General features: G+C 70.4%; 22 protein-coding genes. 9 read left to right on the top strand and 13 right to left on the bottom strand.

Annotated elements, in window-relative coordinates:
* Window positions 1–44: 44 nt before the first annotated feature.
* The 3 genes from ACIHFB_RS36130 to ACIHFB_RS36120 all read right to left on the bottom strand — a co-directional run bounded on the left by ACIHFB_RS36130 (window position 45) and on the right by ACIHFB_RS36120 (window position 2,381).
* Window positions 45–626 carry a flavodoxin family protein gene (locus ACIHFB_RS36130; protein WP_400129097.1) on the bottom strand — a complete coding sequence of 194 codons (582 nt, stop codon included), beginning with the start codon at window positions 624–626 and terminating at the stop codon, window positions 45–47.
* A gap of 91 nt (window positions 627–717) precedes the next feature.
* Window positions 718–1,815 (bottom strand): amidase family protein, encoded by a 1,098-nt coding sequence (locus tag ACIHFB_RS36125; RefSeq protein WP_400129096.1) that lies wholly within the window; start codon window positions 1,813–1,815, stop codon window positions 718–720.
* A gap of 56 nt (window positions 1,816–1,871) precedes the next feature.
* Window positions 1,872–2,381 (bottom strand): DUF6668 family protein, encoded by a 510-nt coding sequence (locus tag ACIHFB_RS36120; RefSeq protein ID WP_365281261.1) that lies wholly within the window; start codon window positions 2,379–2,381, stop codon window positions 1,872–1,874.
* A 263-nt stretch (window positions 2,382–2,644) separates the two neighbouring features.
* Here ACIHFB_RS36120 and ACIHFB_RS36115 point away from each other — a divergent pair, with 263 nt between their 5' ends.
* On the top strand, window positions 2,645–4,309 hold the full coding sequence (locus ACIHFB_RS36115; RefSeq protein ID WP_400129095.1) for a tetratricopeptide repeat protein: 1,665 nt from the start codon (window positions 2,645–2,647) through the stop codon (window positions 4,307–4,309).
* 162 nt (window positions 4,310–4,471) lie between these two features.
* On the opposite strand, the gene ACIHFB_RS36110 is transcribed toward ACIHFB_RS36115, so the two are convergent.
* From ACIHFB_RS36110 to ACIHFB_RS36090, 5 genes are all read right to left on the bottom strand, one after another.
* Window positions 4,472–5,416, bottom strand: a complete 945-nt coding sequence (locus tag ACIHFB_RS36110) for a M28 family metallopeptidase (protein ID WP_365281255.1) — start codon at window positions 5,414–5,416, stop codon at window positions 4,472–4,474.
* 137 nt (window positions 5,417–5,553) lie between these two features.
* Complete coding sequence (locus tag ACIHFB_RS36105; protein ID WP_365281252.1) at window positions 5,554–6,039, bottom strand: VOC family protein; 486 nt, start codon at window positions 6,037–6,039, stop codon at window positions 5,554–5,556.
* 117 nt (window positions 6,040–6,156) lie between these two features.
* Entirely contained in the window at window positions 6,157–6,375 is a 219-nt protein-coding gene (locus ACIHFB_RS36100) for a hypothetical protein (protein ID WP_400129094.1), read from the bottom strand.
* 48 nt (window positions 6,376–6,423) lie between these two features.
* A complete protein-coding gene (gene rarD / locus ACIHFB_RS36095) occupies window positions 6,424–7,362 on the bottom strand; it encodes an EamA family transporter RarD (protein ID WP_400129188.1) in 939 nt (312 codons plus the stop codon).
* Window positions 7,363–7,542: 180 nt separating this feature from the next.
* Window positions 7,543–8,397 (bottom strand): SDR family oxidoreductase, encoded by an 855-nt coding sequence (locus ACIHFB_RS36090; protein WP_400129093.1) that lies wholly within the window; start codon window positions 8,395–8,397, stop codon window positions 7,543–7,545.
* A gap of 90 nt (window positions 8,398–8,487) precedes the next feature.
* On the opposite strand from ACIHFB_RS36090, the gene ACIHFB_RS36085 reads away from it, so the two are divergent.
* From ACIHFB_RS36085 to ACIHFB_RS36075, 3 genes are all read left to right on the top strand, one after another.
* Window positions 8,488–8,874, top strand: a complete 387-nt coding sequence (locus ACIHFB_RS36085; protein ID WP_365281240.1) for a helix-turn-helix domain-containing protein — start codon at window positions 8,488–8,490, stop codon at window positions 8,872–8,874.
* A 247-nt stretch (window positions 8,875–9,121) separates the two neighbouring features.
* Entirely contained in the window at window positions 9,122–9,625 is a 504-nt protein-coding gene (locus ACIHFB_RS36080; RefSeq protein WP_365281237.1) for a DUF6082 family protein, read from the top strand.
* 152 nt (window positions 9,626–9,777) lie between these two features.
* Window positions 9,778–10,017 carry a hypothetical protein gene (locus ACIHFB_RS36075; protein WP_365281235.1) on the top strand — a complete coding sequence of 80 codons (240 nt, stop codon included), beginning with the start codon at window positions 9,778–9,780 and terminating at the stop codon, window positions 10,015–10,017.
* A gap of 62 nt (window positions 10,018–10,079) precedes the next feature.
* Here the strand turns inward: ACIHFB_RS36075 and ACIHFB_RS36070 are convergent, their stop codons facing one another.
* From ACIHFB_RS36070 to ACIHFB_RS36050, 5 genes are all read right to left on the bottom strand, one after another.
* On the bottom strand, window positions 10,080–11,159 hold the full coding sequence (locus ACIHFB_RS36070) for a 2-oxoacid:ferredoxin oxidoreductase subunit beta (protein ID WP_365281232.1): 1,080 nt from the start codon (window positions 11,157–11,159) through the stop codon (window positions 10,080–10,082).
* Window positions 11,152–13,080 carry a 2-oxoacid:acceptor oxidoreductase subunit alpha gene (locus ACIHFB_RS36065; RefSeq protein ID WP_365281229.1) on the bottom strand — a complete coding sequence of 643 codons (1,929 nt, stop codon included), beginning with the start codon at window positions 13,078–13,080 and terminating at the stop codon, window positions 11,152–11,154. Before ACIHFB_RS36065 ends, ACIHFB_RS36070 begins: the two co-directional genes overlap by 8 nt.
* A gap of 283 nt (window positions 13,081–13,363) precedes the next feature.
* Window positions 13,364–14,023: a response regulator transcription factor gene (locus tag ACIHFB_RS36060; protein ID WP_365281226.1), complete on the bottom strand. Its 660-nt coding sequence runs from the start codon at window positions 14,021–14,023 to the stop codon at window positions 13,364–13,366.
* 289 nt (window positions 14,024–14,312) lie between these two features.
* Complete coding sequence (locus tag ACIHFB_RS36055) at window positions 14,313–15,671, bottom strand: sensor histidine kinase (RefSeq protein WP_365281223.1); 1,359 nt, start codon at window positions 15,669–15,671, stop codon at window positions 14,313–14,315.
* Between the two features lie 159 nt (window positions 15,672–15,830).
* The gene (locus ACIHFB_RS36050; protein ID WP_400129092.1) at window positions 15,831–17,093 is read right to left on the bottom strand and encodes a sensor histidine kinase; all 1,263 of its coding nucleotides are present in this window, start codon (window positions 17,091–17,093) and stop codon (window positions 15,831–15,833) included.
* A 195-nt stretch (window positions 17,094–17,288) separates the two neighbouring features.
* On the opposite strand from ACIHFB_RS36050, the gene ACIHFB_RS36045 reads away from it, so the two are divergent.
* The 5 genes from ACIHFB_RS36045 to ACIHFB_RS36025 all read left to right on the top strand — a co-directional run.
* Complete coding sequence (locus ACIHFB_RS36045; protein WP_365281218.1) at window positions 17,289–17,684, top strand: NADH-quinone oxidoreductase subunit A; 396 nt, start codon at window positions 17,289–17,291, stop codon at window positions 17,682–17,684.
* Complete coding sequence (locus ACIHFB_RS36040) at window positions 17,675–18,343, top strand: NADH-quinone oxidoreductase subunit B (protein WP_400129091.1); 669 nt, start codon at window positions 17,675–17,677, stop codon at window positions 18,341–18,343. The genes ACIHFB_RS36045 and ACIHFB_RS36040 overlap by 10 nt, the downstream gene beginning before the upstream one ends.
* Window positions 18,340–19,416: an NADH-quinone oxidoreductase subunit C gene (locus ACIHFB_RS36035; protein ID WP_400129090.1), complete on the top strand. Its 1,077-nt coding sequence runs from the start codon at window positions 18,340–18,342 to the stop codon at window positions 19,414–19,416. The genes ACIHFB_RS36040 and ACIHFB_RS36035 overlap by 4 nt, the downstream gene beginning before the upstream one ends.
* Window positions 19,413–20,381 (top strand): complex I subunit 1 family protein, encoded by a 969-nt coding sequence (locus ACIHFB_RS36030; RefSeq protein ID WP_365281209.1) that lies wholly within the window; start codon window positions 19,413–19,415, stop codon window positions 20,379–20,381. Before ACIHFB_RS36035 ends, ACIHFB_RS36030 begins: the two co-directional genes overlap by 4 nt.
* A 113-nt stretch (window positions 20,382–20,494) precedes the next feature.
* The coding region (locus ACIHFB_RS36025; RefSeq protein WP_400129187.1) for a 4Fe-4S binding protein at window positions 20,495–21,059 on the top strand (565 nt) is incomplete at its 3' end.

Here is a 21,059-nt window from a genome sequence, read left to right as displayed (position 1 = left end):
CCGCCAGGGCCGGGACGGCCGCGGTTGGTTCGGCGACGGAGCGCTCAGACGTCGTACGGGAAGCGGGCGAGCGGTGCGTCCTGTGCGAAGAACGTCTTGGCGCGGGCGAGTGCCTCGGTGTCCTTCAGTACATCGCCGGGCTTGCTGCCGTTGCCGAGCAGCACCCCGCCGAAACGCATCCCCATGTAAGCGGCCGAGTGGTTGAGGGTTCCGATCAGCGGGTCGGCGACCTCCCCCTCCTCGTGCGCGAGCGCGGTGACGCCCCAGAGGGTGCGTCCGGCCAGGGTCTTCTTGAAGTCGATGCCGGGGGTGCGCAGCCAGCCCGACCAGTAGTCGAGGTAGCGCTTGGTGGAGGCGGACACCGAGTACCAGTACAGCGGCGAGGCGATCACGATGTCCGTCGCCGCGAGGGTCGAGTCCAGCAGGAACCCCGTATTGCCCTCCGTGGGGCGGACATGGTCGCTGTCGTGCCGCAGGTCCTCGAAGTCGGGCAGCGGGTGGGCGGCGAGATCGATCCACTCCTGCTCGACACCCGCGGGCAACTGCTCGGCGGCCCGGCGGGCCAGCAGCTCGGTGTTGCCCTCGCTACGGCTGCTGCCCAGCAGGAACAGGAAGCGGCGGTTCATGACATTCCCCATTGGTCGGCGTGCGGCGACTACATGCATACGCAGTATATGCGCACTCAGTATATGCGCACTCATGTAACTCTTCCAGGGCTCATCCGCCCGGCGCTGGGATCACCCGCAACCCTGCTCGTCCCTCCGCCGCCCGCGCCACCCCCAGCAGCAACGCCTCCCGCCCGCGCGCCGCCATCAGTTGGAGCCCGACCGGACAGCCGTCGGCGTCGAACCCCGCCGGGATGCTGATCGCCGGGTGCCCGCTCAGGTTGAACGCCCAGGTGAGAGCCGTGGAGTAGCGGTCGCCCGGGCCCTCGTGGCCGTGGGGAGGGTTCGGGGTCGTCGGGGTCACCAGGAGGTCCACGTCCGCGAAGAGTGCGTCCAGGCGCCGGTCGTTCTCCGCGCGGACGCGGTGGGCGGGGGCGGGGTCGGCACCCGGGGTACGGAGGGTGAGCCAGGCGGGGGCCGGGTCATCGAGGTGGAGAGCGGCGTCTGCGAGCCGTACGACGCCGGCGTCCGCGAGACGCTGCGCCGCGGTAAGGGCGATCGCGCCGAGGTCCGGATCGGGGACCGCGAAACCGAGGCCGGGGGACCAGGCGGCGGCCAAGGCGGGAGAGCAGGCAGCCATGGCCGGCGTATCGGAATCCGAGGGTTGCTCCCCCGACGCCACCGTCACCTGCCACCACGCAGCCGCATCCGCCGCGCACCCCGCCAGCACCCCGGCCGCCGTGAGGTTCGTGCGGTCGGGGTTCGTCGTCTTCAGACCGACGACGCCGCACCACGCGGCCGGGATCCGCACCGAACCCGCCCCGTCGCTCCCGGTCGCCAGAGGTACCAGGCCCGCGGCCACCGCGGCGGCGGACCCGGCCGAGGAGCCGCCGGGCGTACGGTCGGCGCGCCAGGGGTTGACGGTACGGCCGTATGCGCCAAGTCCCCAGGTCTGCCAGGGAGTTCCGGGCCCGGGAACGGAGGTGGCGCCCACCGCGACGCACCCCGCCTCGATCAGCGGAGCCGCCGCACGCAGCCCGCGCCGCCGCCCCTTCACGCCGATCGGCACGCCGGCCAGCGGCAGCCGCTCGCCCGCGGCAACCCGGGTGTCCACCTCGGCCGCCCGCCGCAGCGCCTCCTCGCCCCACACCTCGGCGAACGCGCACAGCTCGGGCTCGGCGTGCCGGATCCGCTCCAGCGACTCCGCCACGACGGCGACGGCACGCAGGGCCCCCGACCGTACGGCGGCGGCGATCTCGGTGGCGTTCAGCGAGCCCGTACTCCCGCTCCCGTGAGCCGCGCCAGATCGGCCGTCTCGCGCGGCGGCGTCCCGCTCAGGTCGCCCAGGCGCCAGCCCGGCACCCACGGGACGTGGTACACGTCGATCACCGACTCGATCGCCTTGACCTGCTGGGCGAGGGGGCGCGGCAGCCGGCCGGGTGCGTCCGCGACGAGGACGACCGCGTCGAGGTCGAGCCCCGGAGGGGCCTCTCCGCGCCGGAAGGCCTCCAGGGAGTGCAGGGCGGACGTCAGACCGGCCGCGTGGGTGCGGGCGACGAGCAGCACCGAGTGCGGATCACCTGGGCCGGGCCAGTCGCGTCCGCCGTCGTGACCGCCGTAGACGGCGGCCAGCGTGGAGACGCCCGCCCCGCCGTGCGTGCCGACCCAGGAGTAGCGCCGGGCGGTGACACCGGTGTGCGCGGGGCCCTCCGATCCCGCCGTGCCCGTCGGCCCGCGGAGCCAGATCTCCGGGCCCTGCTGCGCATCCGTCCGCATGCCGCGCTCCTTCCTCCTGCGTCGCCGATCTCACCGCGCCGGGGCTGGTTCCGTGACGGGGCGTGAGTCCTGGGACGAGTCTGTGACGCCACGGTGACGCGGGAACCGGGGGTGAGCGGAGAGACTACTCAACAGTACGTGTACGACCGGATCTTGTTGTCGGGGGAGCGGAAGCAGCGGGGCCGGAGGGAGCACCATGGAAACCGAGCCCGTACCCGAACGTCCCGTCCGCGGACTACCCGACACATCCGAGTGAGGGAACGATGTTTCGACTCAGCCGCGACAAGAAGCGGGAACAGCGGCATGCCGCCCAGTCGGCGGCGCCCGTGGTGGCCCCGATCGACGTCCATGTCCCCGGGGCGGGGCCCGGCGCGGGCACCGCATCCGTCGGCGGCGTCCCGATCGCCGCGCCTCCCGGCGAGGAGATCCAGCACACCATCCTGAACCAGCTCCACCGCATCGCCCTCGCCACGGGCCACCCCGTCCACGCCACGATCCGCGACGAGCGCATCGGGTACGTCGTCCCACTCCAGATGAACGGCGACGGCTCGACGCGGTTCACGGCGGAGCCGGTGCGGGTGGGGGCGACGGGAGGTTCCGGGGCGACGGGGGCTCCGGGTTCGGTGGGTGGTTCTGGTGCGGCTGGGACTCCGGGTCTGGTGGGTGGTTCTGGTACGGCGGGGGCTCCGGGTTCAGCTGGGGTTTCCCGTCCGGCTTGGGCTTCGGGCCAGGCCGCGGAGGCCGAACCCGCGGAGGGGGCGGTGCGAGGGTCGGCGCAGGGCGCCATACCTCCGGCGGAGGCCGTACGAGGGTCGGAACAGGGCGCCGTACCCCCGGCGGATGCCGTACCACCGCCCCCGGGTCCGCCCGCGCCGCCGCCCCGCGACAACTCCACCCACGTGCTGCGCGCCCTACCGGAACCGGAACCGGAACCGGAACCGCAGCCGCAGCCGCAGCCGCAGGCAACCCGTGACGCGGCCCCCGCCTTCCCGCTCCACGCCGTACCGGAGTCGGTGCAGGACATCCCGCCCGGCACGGTCGCGCCACCGACGGGCGAATTCGGCCCACCGCCCGCGATGGACGCGCAGCCGCTCCCGGTCCCGGACACCGGCCCGGTCCCGCCGCAGGACGCGAGTCCGTCCGGTCCCATGGACGCGCCACCGCTCCCGCCTCGGGACGTCCGGCCGCTCCCGGCCCCCGACGCCGCCCCCGTCCCCCCGCAGGACGCGCAGCCCTTCCGCCCCGACGTTCCCCAGCCGCCCCTGCCGCAGGAACCGCGGCCCCTCCCGTCCGAGGACCCGCAGCCCCTCCTGCCACAGAACCGCAAGCCGCATCCGTCCGTCGACGTGCCCTTCGTGCCCGACCCCGGTCTTGACCCGGACCCCAAGCCGACGCCGCCTCGGGGGTTCGATGCGGTGGCTGAAGCGGTGCTGGGGGACGACCCGTTGGCCGGTGCGCATGGTGAGGGCGGGGCTCAGCTCGCGGAGCCGGTGGCGCGGATCGGCGAGGCTGTGAAGGCGGGGCAGATCGAGTCGGCGATGGAGCTGGCGGAGGAGACGGTGGCGCAGGCGTCGGGGACGCTTGGGGCGGAGCACCCCGAAGTGCTGCGGTTGCGTGAACTCACGGCCTACGTCGCCTACTTGGCGGGCGACCCGGTCCGTGCCTTCGGTCTCTCGCTCGACGTGGCCGGGATCCGCAGCCAGGCCGGCGACATCGAGGCGGCGTACGCCAACGTCCAGAGCGCGGCCACGGCCTGGCGGGCCGTACGCGACCCGCAGCAGGGCCTGAGCCTGGGCGTCGACCTGATCGGCCTGTGGACCGAACTGGCCACCGAGGACGGGTCCGTGGCCGAGGACATCGAGCAACTCGAGTCCGCCCGGGCACGGATGGGCCGTCTGGCCGAGCGCGCCCGGGCCCTGGACTCCTAGAGCCTGTCCGGCGGATGGCGGATGGCGGATGGCGGATCAGCCGCAGACGCGGGACCCGGCACGCCCCTCTGCCGTGCAGGTGGACGCACCGGGCCCCCGCTCACCGGCGCCGGTCTGATCAGTCGCCGTCGATTTCCTGCGGGCTGATCCGCCGGGCAGGACTTAGGAGGACAGCTCCCACACCGCGTGTGCCACCGCGTCGCTGTTCCGGTTCAGCGCGGTGGCGTTGATGTTGGACGTGGTGTCGCAGGACGAGTGGTAGCAGCGGTCGAACGCCTGGCCGGACGTACCGCCCCACTTGGTCACCTGGGCGGCCGTCTTGGCCCGGCTCGCGCCGGTGAACAGCCCGCCCACCGGCACGCCCGCGCTCTTGAACGGCGCGTGGTCGGAGCGGCCGTCGCCCTCGGTCTCGATCTCGGTGGCGACGCCGAGGCCGGTGAAGTAGTCCTTGAAGGTCTTCTCGATCGCCGGGTCGTCGTCGTAGACGAAGTAGCCGGGGTTGGGGGAGCCGATCATGTCGAAGTTGAGATAGGCGCTGATCTTCGCCCGGTTTGCCGACGACAGGTTGTTGACGTGGTAGCGGGAGCCGACGAGGCCCAGCTCCTCCGCGCCCCACCAGGCGAACCGCAGATGCTTTGTGGGCTGGTAGCCCGCGCGGGACACGGCGAGCGCGGTTTCCAGGATCGCCGCCGAGCCCGAGCCGTTGTCGTTGATGCCGGCGCCGGAGGAGACGCTGTCGAGGTGCGAGCCGGCCATGACGACCTGGTTGGTGTCGCCGCCGGGCCAGTCCGCGATCAGGTTGTAGCCGGTGCTGCCGGAGGACGTGAACTGCTGGATGGTCGTGGTGTATCCGGCCGCGTCCAGCTTGGCCTTCACATAGTCGAGCGAGGCCTTGTAGCCGGCCCGGCCGTGCGCCCGGTTGCCGCCGTTGGCGGTGGCTATGGACTGGAGCTGGGTGAGGTGGGCCTGGACGTTGGCCACGGGGATGTCGGGAGCGGCGGCCGGCGCGGGTGCGGGGGCCGCCCCCGCTATGGATCCGCCGACGAGCAGTGAGGCGGCCGCGATGACGGCGGTGGCCGTCGCGCGTCCGGGAACCGAGAGCTTCATGTGGGGGGCTCCGAATTCCTCGGGAATCACAGGGATTCCACAGTGAATGGGGTGCCTGGATGGTGAAGCTCTGGCTAACGCTCAGTCAAGAGCGGTATCAGGACAGAGGTGTTCGTATACCGGGCGTTTGCGGGCGATCAGTGCACGCAGAACTCGTTGCCCTCCGGATCGGCCATCACCACCCACTCCCCGGCGGGCTCCTTCACCTCCCGCAACACACTCGCCCCCAGCCCCCGCAGCCGCTCGACCTCGTCCGCGCGCCGCCCCTCGCCCGGGTGCAGATCGAGATGGAGCCGGTTCTTGACGGTCTTGGCCTCGGGCACGCGCTGGAACAGCAGCCGCCGCCCCAGCCCGGTACCGCTGTCCTCGTCGTACGGATCGTCCGGATGCCGTACGGCGACCAGGTCCTTGAAGGCGAGCCGTGCATGGAACTCGACGGTGGCCTCGCGCGGCAGCGCGCCGAGTTCGAGGAGCCGCTCGATGAGTGCGTTGTTGTCCTCGACCTCGTAGCGGAGCGCGGCGGCCCAGAAGTCGGCCTGCTGCTGCGGACTCGCACAGTCGATGACGAGCTTCCAGTGGATGGGTGTGGCGGGTGTGGCGGGTGTGCCTGCTGTCTGAGTCATGGGTCACTTATAGCGGCGCACCAGGTCTCAGGCTGTCCTATATGGCCTCTGCCCCTCGCCGGTCATACGCCGCGACGCGATCCTCGCCCCGACGCTCACCCCGAAGCTGGTCGCCCGCTACGGCAACGCCCGAGTGATCGTCGGCGGCTTCGTGCCGGCGGTCGTCGCGTACGGGTTGTTCCTGCCGGTCGGCGTGGACTGGCCGTACGCCGCGATGTTCCCGACGCTGATCATCGGGGGCACGGCGTTCGCGCTGGCGTACGGGCCGTTGACGATCGCGGCGACGGACGGGGTCGCCGAGGAGGAGCAGGGGCTGGCCGGCGGGCTGCTGACCACGGCGACGCAGCTCGGCTCGGCGATCGGGATCTCGGCGGTGACCGCGGTCTACGGCTTGGCGTCGACCGGATCGGGTCCGGAGGCTGCGCTCGCCGCGTTCCGTACGGCGCTCTGGGTGCCCGTCGGGATGGTGATGCTGGGCCTGTTGATCTCGGCCCTGCCCCTGCGCGCCGCCCGCCAGGCGTCGGCGGTGAGCAGCGTCAGCGCCAGCCAGACCAGTGCGAACCCGGCCCAGCGCTCGGGCGGCATGGCCTCGCGGAAGTAGGCGACGCCGAGCAGGAACTGGAAGACGGGGGCCAGGTACTGGAGCAGGCCCAGTGTCGACAGGGGCACGCGGATCGCGGCCGCGCCGAAGCAGACCAGCGGCAGCGCGGTGACGATGCCGGTCGCGGCGAGCAGTGCCGCGTGCCCCGGGCCCTCGCTGGTGAACGTCGAGTCGCCCTGCGAGTTCAGCCACAGCAGATAGGCGAGGGCGGGCAGGAACTGGATCGCGGTCTCGGCGGTCAGCGACTCCAGACCGCTGAGGTTGACCTTCTTCTTCACCAGGCCGTACGTGGCGAAGGAGAAGGCGAGGGTCAGGGAGATCCACGGCGGACGGCCGTATCCGATGGTCAGGACCAGGACGGCCGCGGCGCCGACGCCGACCGCCGCCCACTGCACGGGCCGCAGCCGCTCCTTCAGGAGCAGGACGCCGATGGCGATGGTGACGAGCGGGTTGATGAAGTACCCGAGCGAGGCCTCGACCACCTGACCGTTGTTCACGGCCCAGATGTAGACGCCCCAGTTGACGGTGATCACGGCCGCGGCGACCGTGATCAGAGCGAGCCTGCGCGGCTGCCGCAGCAGTTCGCCCGCCCAGGCCCAACGGCGTATGAAGACCAGCGCGACGGCGACGAACGCCAGGGACCACACCATCCGGTGGGCGAGGATCTCGACCGCGCCGGCCGGTTTCAGCAGGGGCCAGAAGAGGGGGACGAGTCCCCACATTCCGTAAGCCGCGAAGCCGTTCAGCAGTCCTGTACGCCGCTCGCCCCTCGGCTCCCCGGTCACCGGCTCCTCCTTCATGCGTCGCTCGCCTGCACGAAGGTAGCGCCGAGGGCCCCCGCCTGTCATGTCCGTATCGGCATACGGTCATGACGGGCAGGGGTCGTCGGGAATTCGGCGAGGTCAGCCCTTGAGTGCGGCGGTGATCGCCTCGGACAGCGGGGTGGTCGGGCGCCCGGCCAGGCGGGAGAGGTCGCCGGTGGAGACGACCAGTTCGCCCTTCTCGATGGACTGGTCCACACCGGCCAGGATCGTGGCGAACGTCTCGGGCACCCCGACGCCGGTCAGGATCCCGACGAGCGCCTCGGCGGACACGGCGTTGTACGCGATCTCCTTGCCGGTCAGCTCGCTCAGCGTGGCCGCGTACTCGGCGAAGCTCCACGCCACGTCGCCGCCCAGCTCGTACGTCGAGTTCTCGTGGCCCTCGCCGGTCAGCACCGCGGCCGCGGCGGCCGCGTAGTCGGCGCGGGACGCGGAGGAGATCCGGCCCTCGCCGGCGGCGGCGACGACCGCGTTGTGCTCCAGCACCGGGGCGAGCTGCTCGGTGTAGTTCTCGTGGTACCAGCCGTTGCGCAGCAGGGAGTAGGGCACGCCGGACGCCAGGAGCACCTCCTCGGTGGCACGGTGGTCGTCGGCGAGCGCGGCGGTGAGGCTGCCGGGCGCGCTGGTGTACGCGAGCAGCGCGACGCCGGCCGCCTTGGCGGCGTCGATGACGACCTTGTGCTGCCCGACGCGGCCCTTGTCGAACTCGTTGCCCGAGATGAGCAGCACCTTGTCGCCGGCCGCGAACAGGCCGTCGAAGGTTTCCGGAGCGTTGTAGTCGGCGACCGCGATCCGCACGCCGCGGGCCGCGAAGTCGGCGGCCTTCTCGGGGGTGCGGACGACGGCGGTGATCTGGTCGGCCGCGACCTTCTCCAGCAGTTGCTCGATGACGTGGCGGCCGAGGTGTCCGGTGGCTCCGGTGACGACGATGCTCATGATGCAGAACTCCTTGTGGGGTGCGTAGGCACTAACCCTAGGGGCTGCACTAACTCTGCGAAAGTACCAACTTTGAAGTAAGGTACTGGCATGGCAGTAAGCGAATGGCAGTCCGACGGCGAGACGATGTGCCCGTACCGCCTGGTCCTGGAGCACGTCACCAGCAAGTGGGGCGTCCTCATCCTGATCCAGCTCCTCGACCGTCCGTACCGCTTCAGCGAGCTGCGCCGTGCGATCGGCGAGGTCCGCCCGGTCAGCGAGAAGATGCTCACCCAGACCCTCCAGACCCTGGAACGCGACGGCATGATCCACCGCGACGCCCAGCCGGTGATCCCCCCGCGCGTCGACTACTCCCTCACCGACCTCGGCCGCGAGGCCGCGGAGCAGGTTCGCGACCTCGCACTGTGGACGGAGCGTCGAATGGGCGCGGTGCAGGAGGCGCGGGATGCGTATGACGCGACGAAAAAGCAGGCCTGAGCAGGGATGATGCCGGCAGCCGCGGTCGGTCGACGCGCATGCGGGCGGCGCTCGTAGGGCACACATAGGTCGAGGCCTTGGTTGGCATGAGCGGTACGTCCACCCATGCGCCCCCGCTCCGCCTCCTGCGCCGCATTGTGCTGCCCGGCATCCTGGGGGGCGGAGCGCCGTGCCCAACCCGTGCGCCGGACCTCGTGCCGCCTGCGAGCACCGGTCGGCGCCCGGACGCCTGACTCGGGGGTTCGCCTTGGCCACAGAGAATCCGGATGCGCGAAGGATCGATTCTGCAGCGGGCGATTCCACGGTGGGGGTGGAGGATCTGGTCCTGGCGCTGCTGAACGAGGTCGCGCGGCTTGCGGACGAGGTTCGCAAGTCCAACTTGATCGAGCTGCACCGCACCCTGGCGGAGCAGACGAGGCGTGCTCTCGACGATCCGGTGCTGCTGGAGGCGATGAGCCGGTTTCAGGACCTGCCGGAGGCCAGACGCAGGCAGTTTCTCTTCGTCAACGCGCAGTACAGCACCATCGTGCTGCACTACCGCTTGGATGCCATCAACTGGGAGGAGCTGATCGGCTACCTGCGGTGGTGGTGTTCCAACAATGTCTTTCAGGAGTACTGGGACCTGACGGGTGAAGCCCGCCGGTCATTGGCGCACGAGTCGCTGGAGGCGAGGGTGGGCCGGGCCGTGGACGTGATGATGGAAGAGATCGCCGGCGGCAGGGAATGGTGGGTCGTAGGCCCTTCCGAGTGACGACTTCGGCGCAGGCTCGACGCAGGTGCAACCCAGGTGCACTTCAGCTGCTAGCCTCGCGGAACTGCGTTCAACTTCCCGCTTCAGGGCTGGACTTGACCCTGTTCGGGCTTAGATAGACAGAGAGCTCACGCGTGCACAGCGAACTCCCCGTGGTCAGTATCGTCCGCCGACTCGGGGATTCCCCCCGCCTGCGAGGAAGCATGGGGGGCGACCATTGCCCGGACATCCTGGAACTCAGTGACGGCAACTTCGCGATCATCGGCACCGACAAAACGGACGAACTTGACGGAATTCTGCCGACCGACGCCTCCCGCGCCGACTACGAGCGCATCGTCGTGATCACCCGCGAGACCCTTCTCCGTGCCAAGAAGGACATCCCGGACGCCTGACGCCTGACGCCGGCGGCCCGGATGCCATGCCGTATCCGGGCCTTTCGTGTGTCCGGTGCCCGTCAGCCGACAACCGTCCACGTATCCCCGCCCGCCAACAACGCCGCCAGATCCCCCTTGCCGTTCTGCTCGATCGCCGTGTCGAGCTGGTCGGCCATCTGGGTGTCGTAGACGGGGCGGTCGACGGAGCGGAGGACGCCGATGGGGGTGTGGTGCAGGGTGTCCGGGTCGGCGAGGCGGGACAGGGCGAAGGCCGTGGTCGGTGAGGTCGCGTGGGCGTCGTGGACCAGGACCTGGGACTCGTTCTCCGGGGTGACGGTGACGACCTTGAGGTCGCCGGTGCGCTCGTCCCGTACGACTCCCTTGGAACCCTCGGCTCCGAAGCGGATCGGCTGCCCGTGCTCCAGCCGGATCACCGCCTCCTCGGCCTGCTGCTTGTCCTTGATCGCGTCGAAGGCGCCGTCATTGAAGATGTTGCAGTTCTGGTAGATCTCCACCAGCGCCGTGCCCGGGTGGGCGGCGGCCTGGCGCAGTACCTCGGTGAGGTGCTTGCGGTCGGAGTCCACCGTCCGCGCCACGAAGGACGCCTCCGCGCCGATCGCGAGGGACACCGGGTTGAAGGGTGCGTCCAGCGAGCCCATCGGCGTCGACTTGGTGATCTTCCCGACCTCTGAAGTCGGGCTGTACTGGCCCTTGGTGAGGCCGTAGATCCGGTTGTTGAAGAGCAGGATCTTCAGGTTGACGTTCCGCCGCAGGGCGTGGATGAGGTGGTTGCCGCCGATGGACAGCGCGTCGCCGTCACCGGTGACGACCCACACGGACAGATCGCGGCGCGAGGAGGCCAGCCCGGTCGCGATGGCGGGCGCGCGGCCGTGGATGGAGTGCATGCCGTACGTGGCCATGTAGTACGGGAAGCGGGACGAGCAGCCGATGCCCGAGACGAAGACGATGTTCTCCTTGGCCAGGCCCAGCTCCGGCATGAAGCCCTGCACGGCGGCGAGGATCGCGTAGTCACCGCAGCCGGGGCACCAGCGCACTTCCTGGTCGGACTTGAAGTCCTTCATGGATTGGCGGGCCTCGGCCTTGGGGACGAGCGAAAGCGCCTCGATCGTGCCCGTGCCTTCCGTGGACGTCTCAGCCATCGAGGGCCTCCTTGAGAGCCGTGGCGAGCTGTTCGGCCTTGAACGGCATGCCGTTGACCTGGTTGTAGCTGTGGGCGTCGACCAGGTACTTCGCCCGGATCAGTGTGGCGAGCTGACCGAGGTTCATCTCGGGGACCACCACCTTCTCGTAACGCTCCAGCACCGCGCCGAGATTCCGGGGGAAGGGGTTCAGATGCCGCAGATGCGCCTGCGCGATGGACTCCCCGGCCGTGCGCAGCCGCCGTACCGCCGCCGTGATCGGTCCGTACGTCGAACCCCAGCCCAGGACCAGCGTCCGCGCGCCGCCCGGGTCGTCGACCTCCAGATCGGGTACGTCGATGCCGTCGATCTTCGCCTGGCGGGTGCGGACCATGAAGTCGTGGTTGGCGGGGTCGTAGGAGATGTTGCCCGTGCCGTCCTGCTTCTCGATGCCGCCGATCCGGTGCTCCAGGCCCGGCGTGCCCGGGATCGCCCAGGGGCGGGCGAGGGTCTGCGGGTCGCGCTTGTACGGCCAGAAGACCTCGCTGCCGTCGTCGAGCGTGTGGTTCGGGCCCTGTGCGAACTGCACCCGCAGGTCCGGGAGGTCGTCGACCTCGGGGATCCGCCAGGGCTCGGAGCCGTTGGCCAGATAGCCGTCGCTCAACAGGAAGACCGGCGTGCGGTAGGTCAGGGCGATCCGGGCGGCTTCGATGGCCGCGTCGAAGCAGTCGGCGGGGGTCTGCGGGGCGACGATCGGGACCGGCGCCTCGCCGTTGCGGCCGTACATCGCCTGGAGCAGGTCCGCCTGCTCGGTCTTGGTGGGCAGACCGGTGGACGGGCCGCCGCGCTGGATGTCGAGGATGAGCAGCGGCAGCTCCAGGGAGACCGCAAGCCCGATGGTCTCCGACTTCAGCGCCACACCGGGGCCGCTCGTCGTGGTGACGGCCAGCGAGCCGCCGAAGGCCGCGCCCAGGGCGGCGCCGATGCCCGCGATCTCGTCCTCGGCCTGGAAGGTCCGGACACCGAAGTTCTTGTGCCGGCTCAGCTCGTGCAGGATGTCCGAGGCCGGCGTGATCGGGTACGAGCCCAGGAACAGCGGCAGGTCCGCCTGGCGGGACGCGGCGACCAGTCCGTAGGACAGGGCGAGGTTCCCGGAGATGTTGCGGTAGGTGCCCGTGGGGAACGCGGTGTCGGCGGGCGCGACCTCGTAGGAGACCGCGAAGTCCTCGGTGGTCTCACCGAAGTTCCAGCCCGCGTGGAACGCCGCCAGGTTCGCCCTCATGATCTCGGGCTTCTTGGCGAACTTGGTCTTCAGGAACCGCTCCGTGCCCTCGGTGGGCCGGTGGTACATCCAGCTCAGCAGGCCGAGAGCGAACATGTTCTTGCTGCGCTCGGCCTCCTTGCGGGTGAGGTCGAACTCCTTGAGCGCCTCGACCGTCAACGTCGTGAGCGGCACCGGATGAAGGTTGTAGCCGTCGAGCGACCCGTCCTCCAGGGGGCTCACGGCGTAGCCGACCTTCTGCATCGCCCGTTTGGTGAATTCGTCCGTGTTGACGATGATCTCCGCGCCGCGCGGCACATCGGCGATGTTCGCCTTCAGGGCGGCCGGGTTCATCGCGACCAGCACGTTCGGTGCGTCGCCCGGGGTCAGGATGTCGTGGTCGGCGAAGTGCAGCTGGAAAGAGGAAACGCCCGGCAGGGTGCCTGCGGGCGCGCGGATCTCGGCCGGGAAGTTCGGCAGCGTCGACAGATCGTTGCCGAAGGACGCCGTCTCCGAGGTGAAACGGTCACCGGTGAGCTGCATACCGTCACCGGAGTCCCCCGCGAACCGGATGATGACTCTGTCCAGCCGGCGGACGTCCTTCGCTCCCGCCGGTTTGCGCTGCTCTCCCACGACGGCTTCGTCGGCCTGCTCCGCTGGGCTGCTGACCTGGCTGGTCACTGAACTGGACCTCCCTCGAGGCGGCTGTCCGGGAGCGGCCCTCCCGCGGGCCCTCCCAGGATCAACCCTACGTCCGTAAGGGTCGCCTTCCCGCGGCCATTCGCATGATGGACGCCCCTTTGGGACGGTTCGCCGCCCTGACTTGTCATGATTTCCCGCCCTCTGACGCTTCCCTGAAAGACGCCCCCACACGGGGTTCGGTTCTAGGCTCGTCCCTTGATCTCTCGTGCCACTCGGGTCTTGCTCGCCCGCCCCCCTGTACGACTGACACGGGGGCGCGCCCTCAGGAGTTCAGGTAGGTCAGAACGGCGAGAACACGCCGGTGGTCGCCGTCGCTCTGGGACAGGCCGAGCTTCAGGAAAATGTTGCTGACGTGCTTCTCGACGGCGCCGTCGCTCACCACCAGCTGCCGGGCGATCGCCGAGTTGGTCCGCCCCTCGGCCATCAGGCCCAGGACCTCACGCTCCCGTGGGGTGAGTCCCGCGAGCACGTCCTGCTTGCGGCTGCGGCCCAGCAGCTGCGCGACCACCTCGGGGTCCAGCGCCGTGCCCCCCTCGGCCACCCGGACCACCGCGTCCACGAATTCACGCACCTCGGCTACCCGGTCCTTGAGGAGATAGCCAACCCCGCGGCTGGAACCTGCCAGCAGTTCGGTGGCGTACCGCTCCTCCACGTACTGCGACAGCACGAGCACACCCAGTCCGGGATGCGCCTTGCGCAGTTGTACGGCGGCCCGGACACCTTCGTCCGTGTGTGTCGGCGGCATCCGTACGTCGGCCACGACGACGTCGGGCAGTGCGCCGGCCGCGTCCAGCTCGCCGATGGTCTTGATCAGCGCGTCTCCGTCGCCGACACCGGCCACGACATCGTGCCCCCGGTCGGTCAACAGCCGAGTCAGCCCCTCCCGGAGCAGCACCGAGTCCTCGGCGATGACCACACGCACCCTGTCCTCCACGATCCTCGGCCCCCCACAGCCCAACTGCGCCCACCAAGGCCTCCAGCATTCCAGCAAACGCCCCTGGCTGCGCCCAGGCTGCGGAAATGGGGGAGGGAGGGATCGGGGAGCAGGTGGAGGAGGGGGCACTAACAGGCCACCCGCGGCTGCGGGTGGCAGATGACTTCACCGGGCTGGGTCGGGCCCCGAGTTGCGGGCATTCTCGCTCCAGCCGGCACGGCGCTGAGGCCGCGCGACCTACCGTCGTCCGGCCTCAGCCCCAGCCCACGTCACGTGTTCACACCTGCTCGCTCCGCCAGGGCAATTCCGCGGTCACCCTGGTAGGCCCGCCCGCCGGCGAATCCACCACCAGGATCCCGTCCACCGCGTCCAACCGCTCCGCAAGCCCCGCGAGCCCCGACCCCCCGCTCACCTCGGCGCCCCCGGCCCCGTTGTCCACGACCTGAAGCATCAGCCGGTTCTCCACGCGCCACACATCCACCGCCGCCCACGTGGCCCGCGAATGCTTGCTGATGTTCTGCAACAGCTCCGACACCGTGAAGTAGGCGATCCCCTCGATCGCCGGCGCCGGCCGCTGAGTCAATTCGACCTCGACCTGGACCGGCACCGTGCACCGGGACGCCACCGCGGACAGCGCCGCATCGAGCCCCCGGTCCGTCAGCACCGCCGGATGAATCCCCCGCGCCAGATCCCGCAGCTCCTGAAGCGCCGTCTTCACCTCACCGTGAGCCTCGTCCACCATCCGCGCCGCGGCCTGCGGGTCCTCGGTCAGCTTCTCCTTCGCCAGCCCCAGATCCATGGCCAACGCCACCAGCCGCGCCTGCGCCCCGTCATGCAGATCCCGCTCGATACGCCGCAGGTCGGCCGCCGCCGTGTCGACCACGACCCCCCGGTCCGACTCCAGCTCCACCACCCGCGTCGCCAGCCGCGACGGCCCGAGCAGCCCGTGCACCAGCAGCCGGTCCACCGTCGTCAGCGCCCGCACGATCCACGGCGTGGCCAGCGTGAACAACAGTCCCACCAGCGCCGTCACGGTGATCTCGAAGGGGTTGTCGAGGTAGACGTGGTGGGTCTCGTCGCCGTAGAGCTGCAGGCCGTCCTGACCGCCGTACATCGGGAAGAGCCAGAACCACAGCGGGTACGTCAGCAGCGACCAGCCGATCGACCAGGCGGTCACGGAGACGACGAACGAGAACACCGCCCAAGGGAAGTGCAGGATCGAGTACAGCAGCGCCCGCCACGACGAGCCGCTCTTGAGTACGGCCCCCATCCAGGCCATCGGGCCGGACTTGCGCATCCGCAGCGGCTCGGGCGCGGCCACCTCGAGCCCCAGCAGCCCCCGCGCCTGCGCCCGCTCCAGCGATCCGAACCCCCGGCACCCGGCGAGACCCGCCGCCAGCACCGGAACCCCGAGGAAGGTGACCAGCAGGCCCGCGCCCAGCGACACCATCGCCACGGCGTAGGTGAAGAGCAGGATGCTGACCGGCAGGCTGAGCAGCACATACGTGAACTCGCGCCAGCTGCGCGCCTCGAACGGCGCCCGCAGCCCCGCCGGCAGCCGGTGCCGCCTGGTCTCGGTGGGGTATCCGAGCCCGCTGTCGCGCGGGGCGTAACCCTGTCCGTACTCCGTGGCCATCGGCGTCGTCCGTTCTACTCGGCCTGCTCGTCCTGTCGTACCGCGGCTGCGCCGTCGTACTCCCACACTGCTCTGCCGCAGGTCCGCGGACCATGGAGTCCGTCGGCGTCTTGAACGGGGGGTTTTCCCTACCCCACGCCTATCCCGGGCCACTCCTCGTCACCCGGGGCCACCCGCGTCCCGCGCGCGGTCCCGCCACGGCAGCTCGGCCGTCACGGTCGTCGGGCCGCCCTGCGGGGAGTCGACGACGAACAGGCCGTCGACCGCGTCCAGCCGCTCGGCGAGACCGCTCATGCCGGTCCCGCCGTCGAGCCGCGCACCCCCGCGCCCGTCGTCCCACACCTGGATCAGCAGCCGGTCCGCCGACCGCCACACGTCGACGGACGCGGTCCGTGCCCCGCTGTGCTTGCTGATGTTCTGGAGCAGTTCGGAGACGGTGAAGTAGGCGATGCCCTCGATCGCCGCGGCCGGTCTGGCGTTCAGGTCGGCCGTCACCTTCACGGGCACGGTGCAGCGCGAGGCGACGGAGGAGAGCGCCGCGTCCAGGCCGCGGTCGGTGAGGACGGCGGGGTGGATGCCGCGCGCGAGGTCCCGCAGCTCCTGGAGGGCCAGCTTCACCTCGCCGTGCGCCTCCTCGACCATCGCCGCCACATGTTCGTCGGCCTGCCCCTCCAGCAGCTTCTCCTTGGCCAGGCCCAGCCCCATGGCCAGGTTGACCAGCCGGGCCTGCGCACCGTCGTGCAGATCGCGCTCGATACGCCTGAGGTCGGCGGCGGTCGTGTCGACCACGACCGTCCGGTCCGACTCGAGTTCGGCGATACGGCGTTCCAGCTCGTCCGAGGGCGACAGCAGGCCGCGCACCATCGCCCGGTCCGCGTTGGTCAGTCCGCGCGCGATGAACGGCAGCACCGGCCACAGCACGAAAAGCGAGCTCAGCGCGATGACGAAGGTGAGGATGCCCCAGGGCAGCCGGATGAAGTCGTACAGGATGGTGCGCCAGCCCACCGGGTCCTTGAGCGCCATCCACAGCCGCGTGAAGAAACCGTTCCTGCGGTTGCCCAACGGCAGCGGGCTCGGTTCGTCGATCCGCACCCCGAGCAGCGCCCTGGCCCGCTTCCGCTCCAGCTTGCCCAGCTGCCGCGCGCCCATCAGCCCGAGCGCGAGCAGCGGCAGGCCGATCACCGTGACGGTCAGCCCGGCACCGAGGAACAGCACCGTGACGACGTACACGAACCCGAACAGCGATACCGGAAGGTTCGCCAGCAGATGCGCGATCTCCTTCCAGGTCTGCCGGTCGTAGGCGAAACGGGCCGGCGGCAGCCGATCGGCGTCGGTGGCGGCGTCGGTGGCGGAGACGTCGTATCGAGACGTGCCGGTGGCATCGGCTCGGGGTCTGCCGGTGGTGGGGATGCGTGCGGTCATATGGGCTAGCGTGCCGCGCGACGCGCCGCCGCGCCATGAGGTCGACCGCCGGGTTCTACGGGGGAAAACCCCACCCTTGTGGAGCAACGCGTGACGGCCTGCTTACCGTCTCTTTATCAGGGCCTAGACTCCGGTGCGTACAGATCGTCGAACGCAGGGTTCACGTGGGTCACGAGGTCAGGGAGTGAGGTCGGCGTGCGCGATTCGACCGTCGTCGTCGCGGCGGACTACTTCCAGTCGTACTCGGTCGTGGGGCTGCTCGCCGTCATCGGCGTGCTGTTCGTCGCCGTCGCCTTCGGGGCCGGCCGCCTGCTGCGGCCCGTGGTCCCCACCCCCGAGAAGCTCCTGACCTACGAGTGCGGCGTCGACCCCGTCGGCGAGGGCTGGGCCCACACCCAGGTCCGCTACTACGTCTACGCCTTCCTCTACGTCATCTTCGCCGTCGACTCGATCTTCCTGTTCCCGTGGGCGACGGTCTTCGCAGCGCCCGGCTACGGCGCGGCGACCCTCGTGGAGATGTTCCTCTTCCTCGGCTTCCTGGCCGTCGGCCTGCTGTACGCCTACAAGAAGGGAGTCCTGGAATGGACGTGACTCCTACTTCTTCTTCGTCGCCTTCGTCGCCTTCTTCGTCTGCTTCGTCTTCGTCTTCTTCAGAGCCTGTTCTGCTGCCGGAGCCGAAGCGGCTGGGCGCCCTCGCCCGCCTCGCCCCCGAGCCGATGAAGGTCGTCCTGAACTGGGGCCGCCGCTACTCGCTCTGGGTCTTCAACTTCGGCCTCGCCTGCTGCGCGATCGAGTTCATCGCCGCGTCGATGGCCCGTCACGACTTCATTCGGCTGGGGGTGATCCCCTTCGCCCCCGGTCCACGCCAGGCCGACCTGATGGTCGTCTCCGGCACGGTCACCGACAAGATGGCGCCCGCCGTGAAGCGCCTGTACGAGCAGATGCCCGAGCCCAAGTACGTCATCTCCTTCGGCGCGTGCAGCAACTGCGGCGGCCCGTACTGGGACTCGTACTCCGTCACCAAAGGCGTCGACCAGATCATCCCCGTGGACGTCTATGTACCGGGCTGCCCGCCCAGGCCCGAGGCGCTCCTCCAGGGGATCATCAAGCTCCAGGAGAAGATCGCTCGGGAGTCGCTGGGGGAGCGGTACGGAACGCCGGCGGGGCGTCCGTCGGCGGCGGCGTTGCAGAGCGGGCTGGTGCGGCCGCCGGGTTCGGATGCGGCGCCGGGCTCGGGGGAGGGGCGATGACCGCGGTCGGCTGGTTGCCTGCCCCCGCCGAGGAGCTCTTCGGCCCTGAGGCCACGGCCGAGGAGTCGTACGAGGTCCTGACGGTCGACGTTCCGGTGTCGGCCTGGATCACGGCCCTCCGGACCGCCCGCGACGAGCTCGGCTGTACGTACTTCGACTGGCTCAGCGCGGTCGACGAACCCGGCACGGGCTTCCGCGTCGCGGCCCACGTCGCTGCCCTCTCGCCGGTACGACGCCTGCTGCTCCGTACGACGGTCCCGCACGAGGCCCCTACGCTGCCCTCCGCCGTCGACGTGTACGCGGGCGCGGCCTGGCACGAACGCGAGACCCACGAAATGTTCGGCGTCGCCTTCGAGGGCCACCCGGCACTGGACCACCTCCTCCTTCCGGAGACCTTCGAGGGCCACCCCCTCCGCAAGGACTTCGTCCTGGCCTCCCGCGTGGTCAAGGCCTGGCCGGGGGCAAAGGAACCGGGCGAGTCCGAACACGGTGGGCCCAAGCGCCGCCAGATGCTGCCCCCGGGCGTCCCCGACCCCAACGAATGGGGCCCCCAGAAGGGCCAACTCCCGCCCGCCCCGGCCCGACCGGCACGGGGCGCCGCAGCACGCGGAACCGGCGAACGTCCTGCGCGAGCGGGCGGGGCCGGCGCGGGGGAGCGTCCCGTACGCCGCGCCCGCACGGCCTCGGAGGGCTCGGCGAGTCAGGGACCGGGGGGCGCCGAGCAGGCGACCGAGCAGGTAGCCGAGCAGACAGCCGAGCAGACACCGGAAGGCACGACTCCGGCGGCTCCTCAGGCTCCTGCGGCTCGGCCGCGTCGTTCGCGAAGCGTGAGCGAGGGCTCGACCTCGCAGCGCGCGCAGCCGCCGACGCCGGCTGGCACGGAGGACTCTGCCCCCAGCCGACCGCCCGCCGCCCCCCGCAGCGCGGATGCCCCCTGGCACCACGCCCGCCCCACCTTCGACGAACCCGAGCCGAAGGAAACGGAGCCGGGCCCGACCCCGAAGCCCACCGAGGAGCCGTCGGCGACTCCCGATTCCCCGACCCCTGACGACCCCGCAGGAGGCCCGCAGTGAACGACGTGCTCGACGTCACCCTGCGACTCCTGATCGTCTTCGTCGTCTTCCTCACCTTCCCTCTGATCATCGGTCAGACGGAGCACAAGGTGATGGCCCACATGCAGGGCCGCCTCGGCCCCATGTACGCCGGCGGCTTCCACGGCTGGGCCCAACTCGTCGCGGACGGCGTGAAGTTCGCGCAGAAGGAGGACGTGGTCCCGGCGGGCGCGGACCGCCGTATCTTCCAACTCGCGCCCGCAGTGGCCCTCCTCCCGTACCTCCTAGTCCTCCTCGCCATCCCCATCGGCCCGGGCGAGGGCGCGGTCGGCGAGGTCATCGACGCGGGCATCTTCTTCGTCCTCGCGGTGATGGGCGTGGGCGTCCTCGGCTCACTCATGGCCGGCTGGGCCTCCGCCAACAAGTTCTCCCTCCTCGGCGGCCTGCGCACCGCCGCCCAACTCCTCGCCTACGAACTCCCGATGCTCCTCACCGCCGCCTCCGTGGCCATGGCGGCCGGCACGGTCTCCCTGCCCGGCATCCTCGACGCCTTCGAGTGGTGGTGGCTGCCCTGGCAGATCGTCGGTGCGATCGTCTTCTTCGTGGCGGGGCTGGCCGAGCTCCAACGCCCGCCGTTCGACATGCCGGTGGCCGACTCGGAGATCATCTTCGGCGCGTACACCGAGTACACGGGCCTCCGCTTCGCCCTGTTCCTTCTCGCCGAGTACGCCGGAATCGTCGTCCTGTGCGGTCTGACCACCGTCCTCTTCCTGGGCGGCTGGCACGGACCGTGGGGTGCCGACGGGCTCGGCTGGGTCTGGACCCTGCTGAAGACCGCCGTCCTCGCCTTCATCGTGATCTGGCTCCGCGTGACCTACCCCCGCCTGCGTGAGGACCAGCTCCAGAAGCTCTCCTGGACGCTCCTCGTCCCCCTCTCCCTCGCTCAGATCGCCCTCACCGGCATCGTGAAGGTGGTGATCCAGTAACCATGTCCCACCCGTCGCCCGACCACCGCTCCACCACGACGCCCTCCGGACGGCCCCGCCTGTCGATTCCTGGGTCGGGCCTCGCCAAGGGCCTGGCCGTCACCCTCCGCACGATGACGAGGAAGTCCGTCACCGACCAGTACCCGGAGACTCAGCCCGACCTCCCGCCCCGCACCCGCGGCGTCATCGGCCTGTTCGAGGAGAACTGCACGGTCTGTATGCTGTGCGCCCGCGAGTGCCCGGACTGGTGCATCTACATCGACTCCCACAAGGAGACGGTCCCTCCCGCGGCCCCCGGCGGCCGCGAGCGCAGCCGCAACGTCCTGGACCGCTTCGCCATCGACTTCGCCCTGTGCATGTACTGCGGTATCTGCATCGAGGTCTGTCCTTTCGACGCCCTGTTCTGGTCCCCGGAGTTCGAGTACGCCGAGACCGACATCCACGAACTCACCCACGAACGGGACAAACTCCGCGACTGGATGTGGACCGTCCCGGCCCCACCCGCCCTCGACCCCGCCGCCGAGGAACCCAAGGAGATCGCTGCCGCCCGCAAAACCGCCGAGAAACTAGCAACGGCCCAGGCCCAGCCACCCACCAACCCCGGGCACCAACCCGACACCACCGGGCAGGCAGGGCCGACGTCGACCTCTCCGCCAGCGGGCGGGTCGGGTGCGGCTG

This window comes from Streptomyces sp. NPDC051963, assembly GCF_044593495.1.
Lineage (GTDB): Bacteria > Actinomycetota > Actinomycetes > Streptomycetales > Streptomycetaceae > Streptomyces.
The sequence above is the reverse complement of the archived record's forward strand: the minus strand, read 5'-3'. Positions and strand labels throughout refer to the sequence as shown.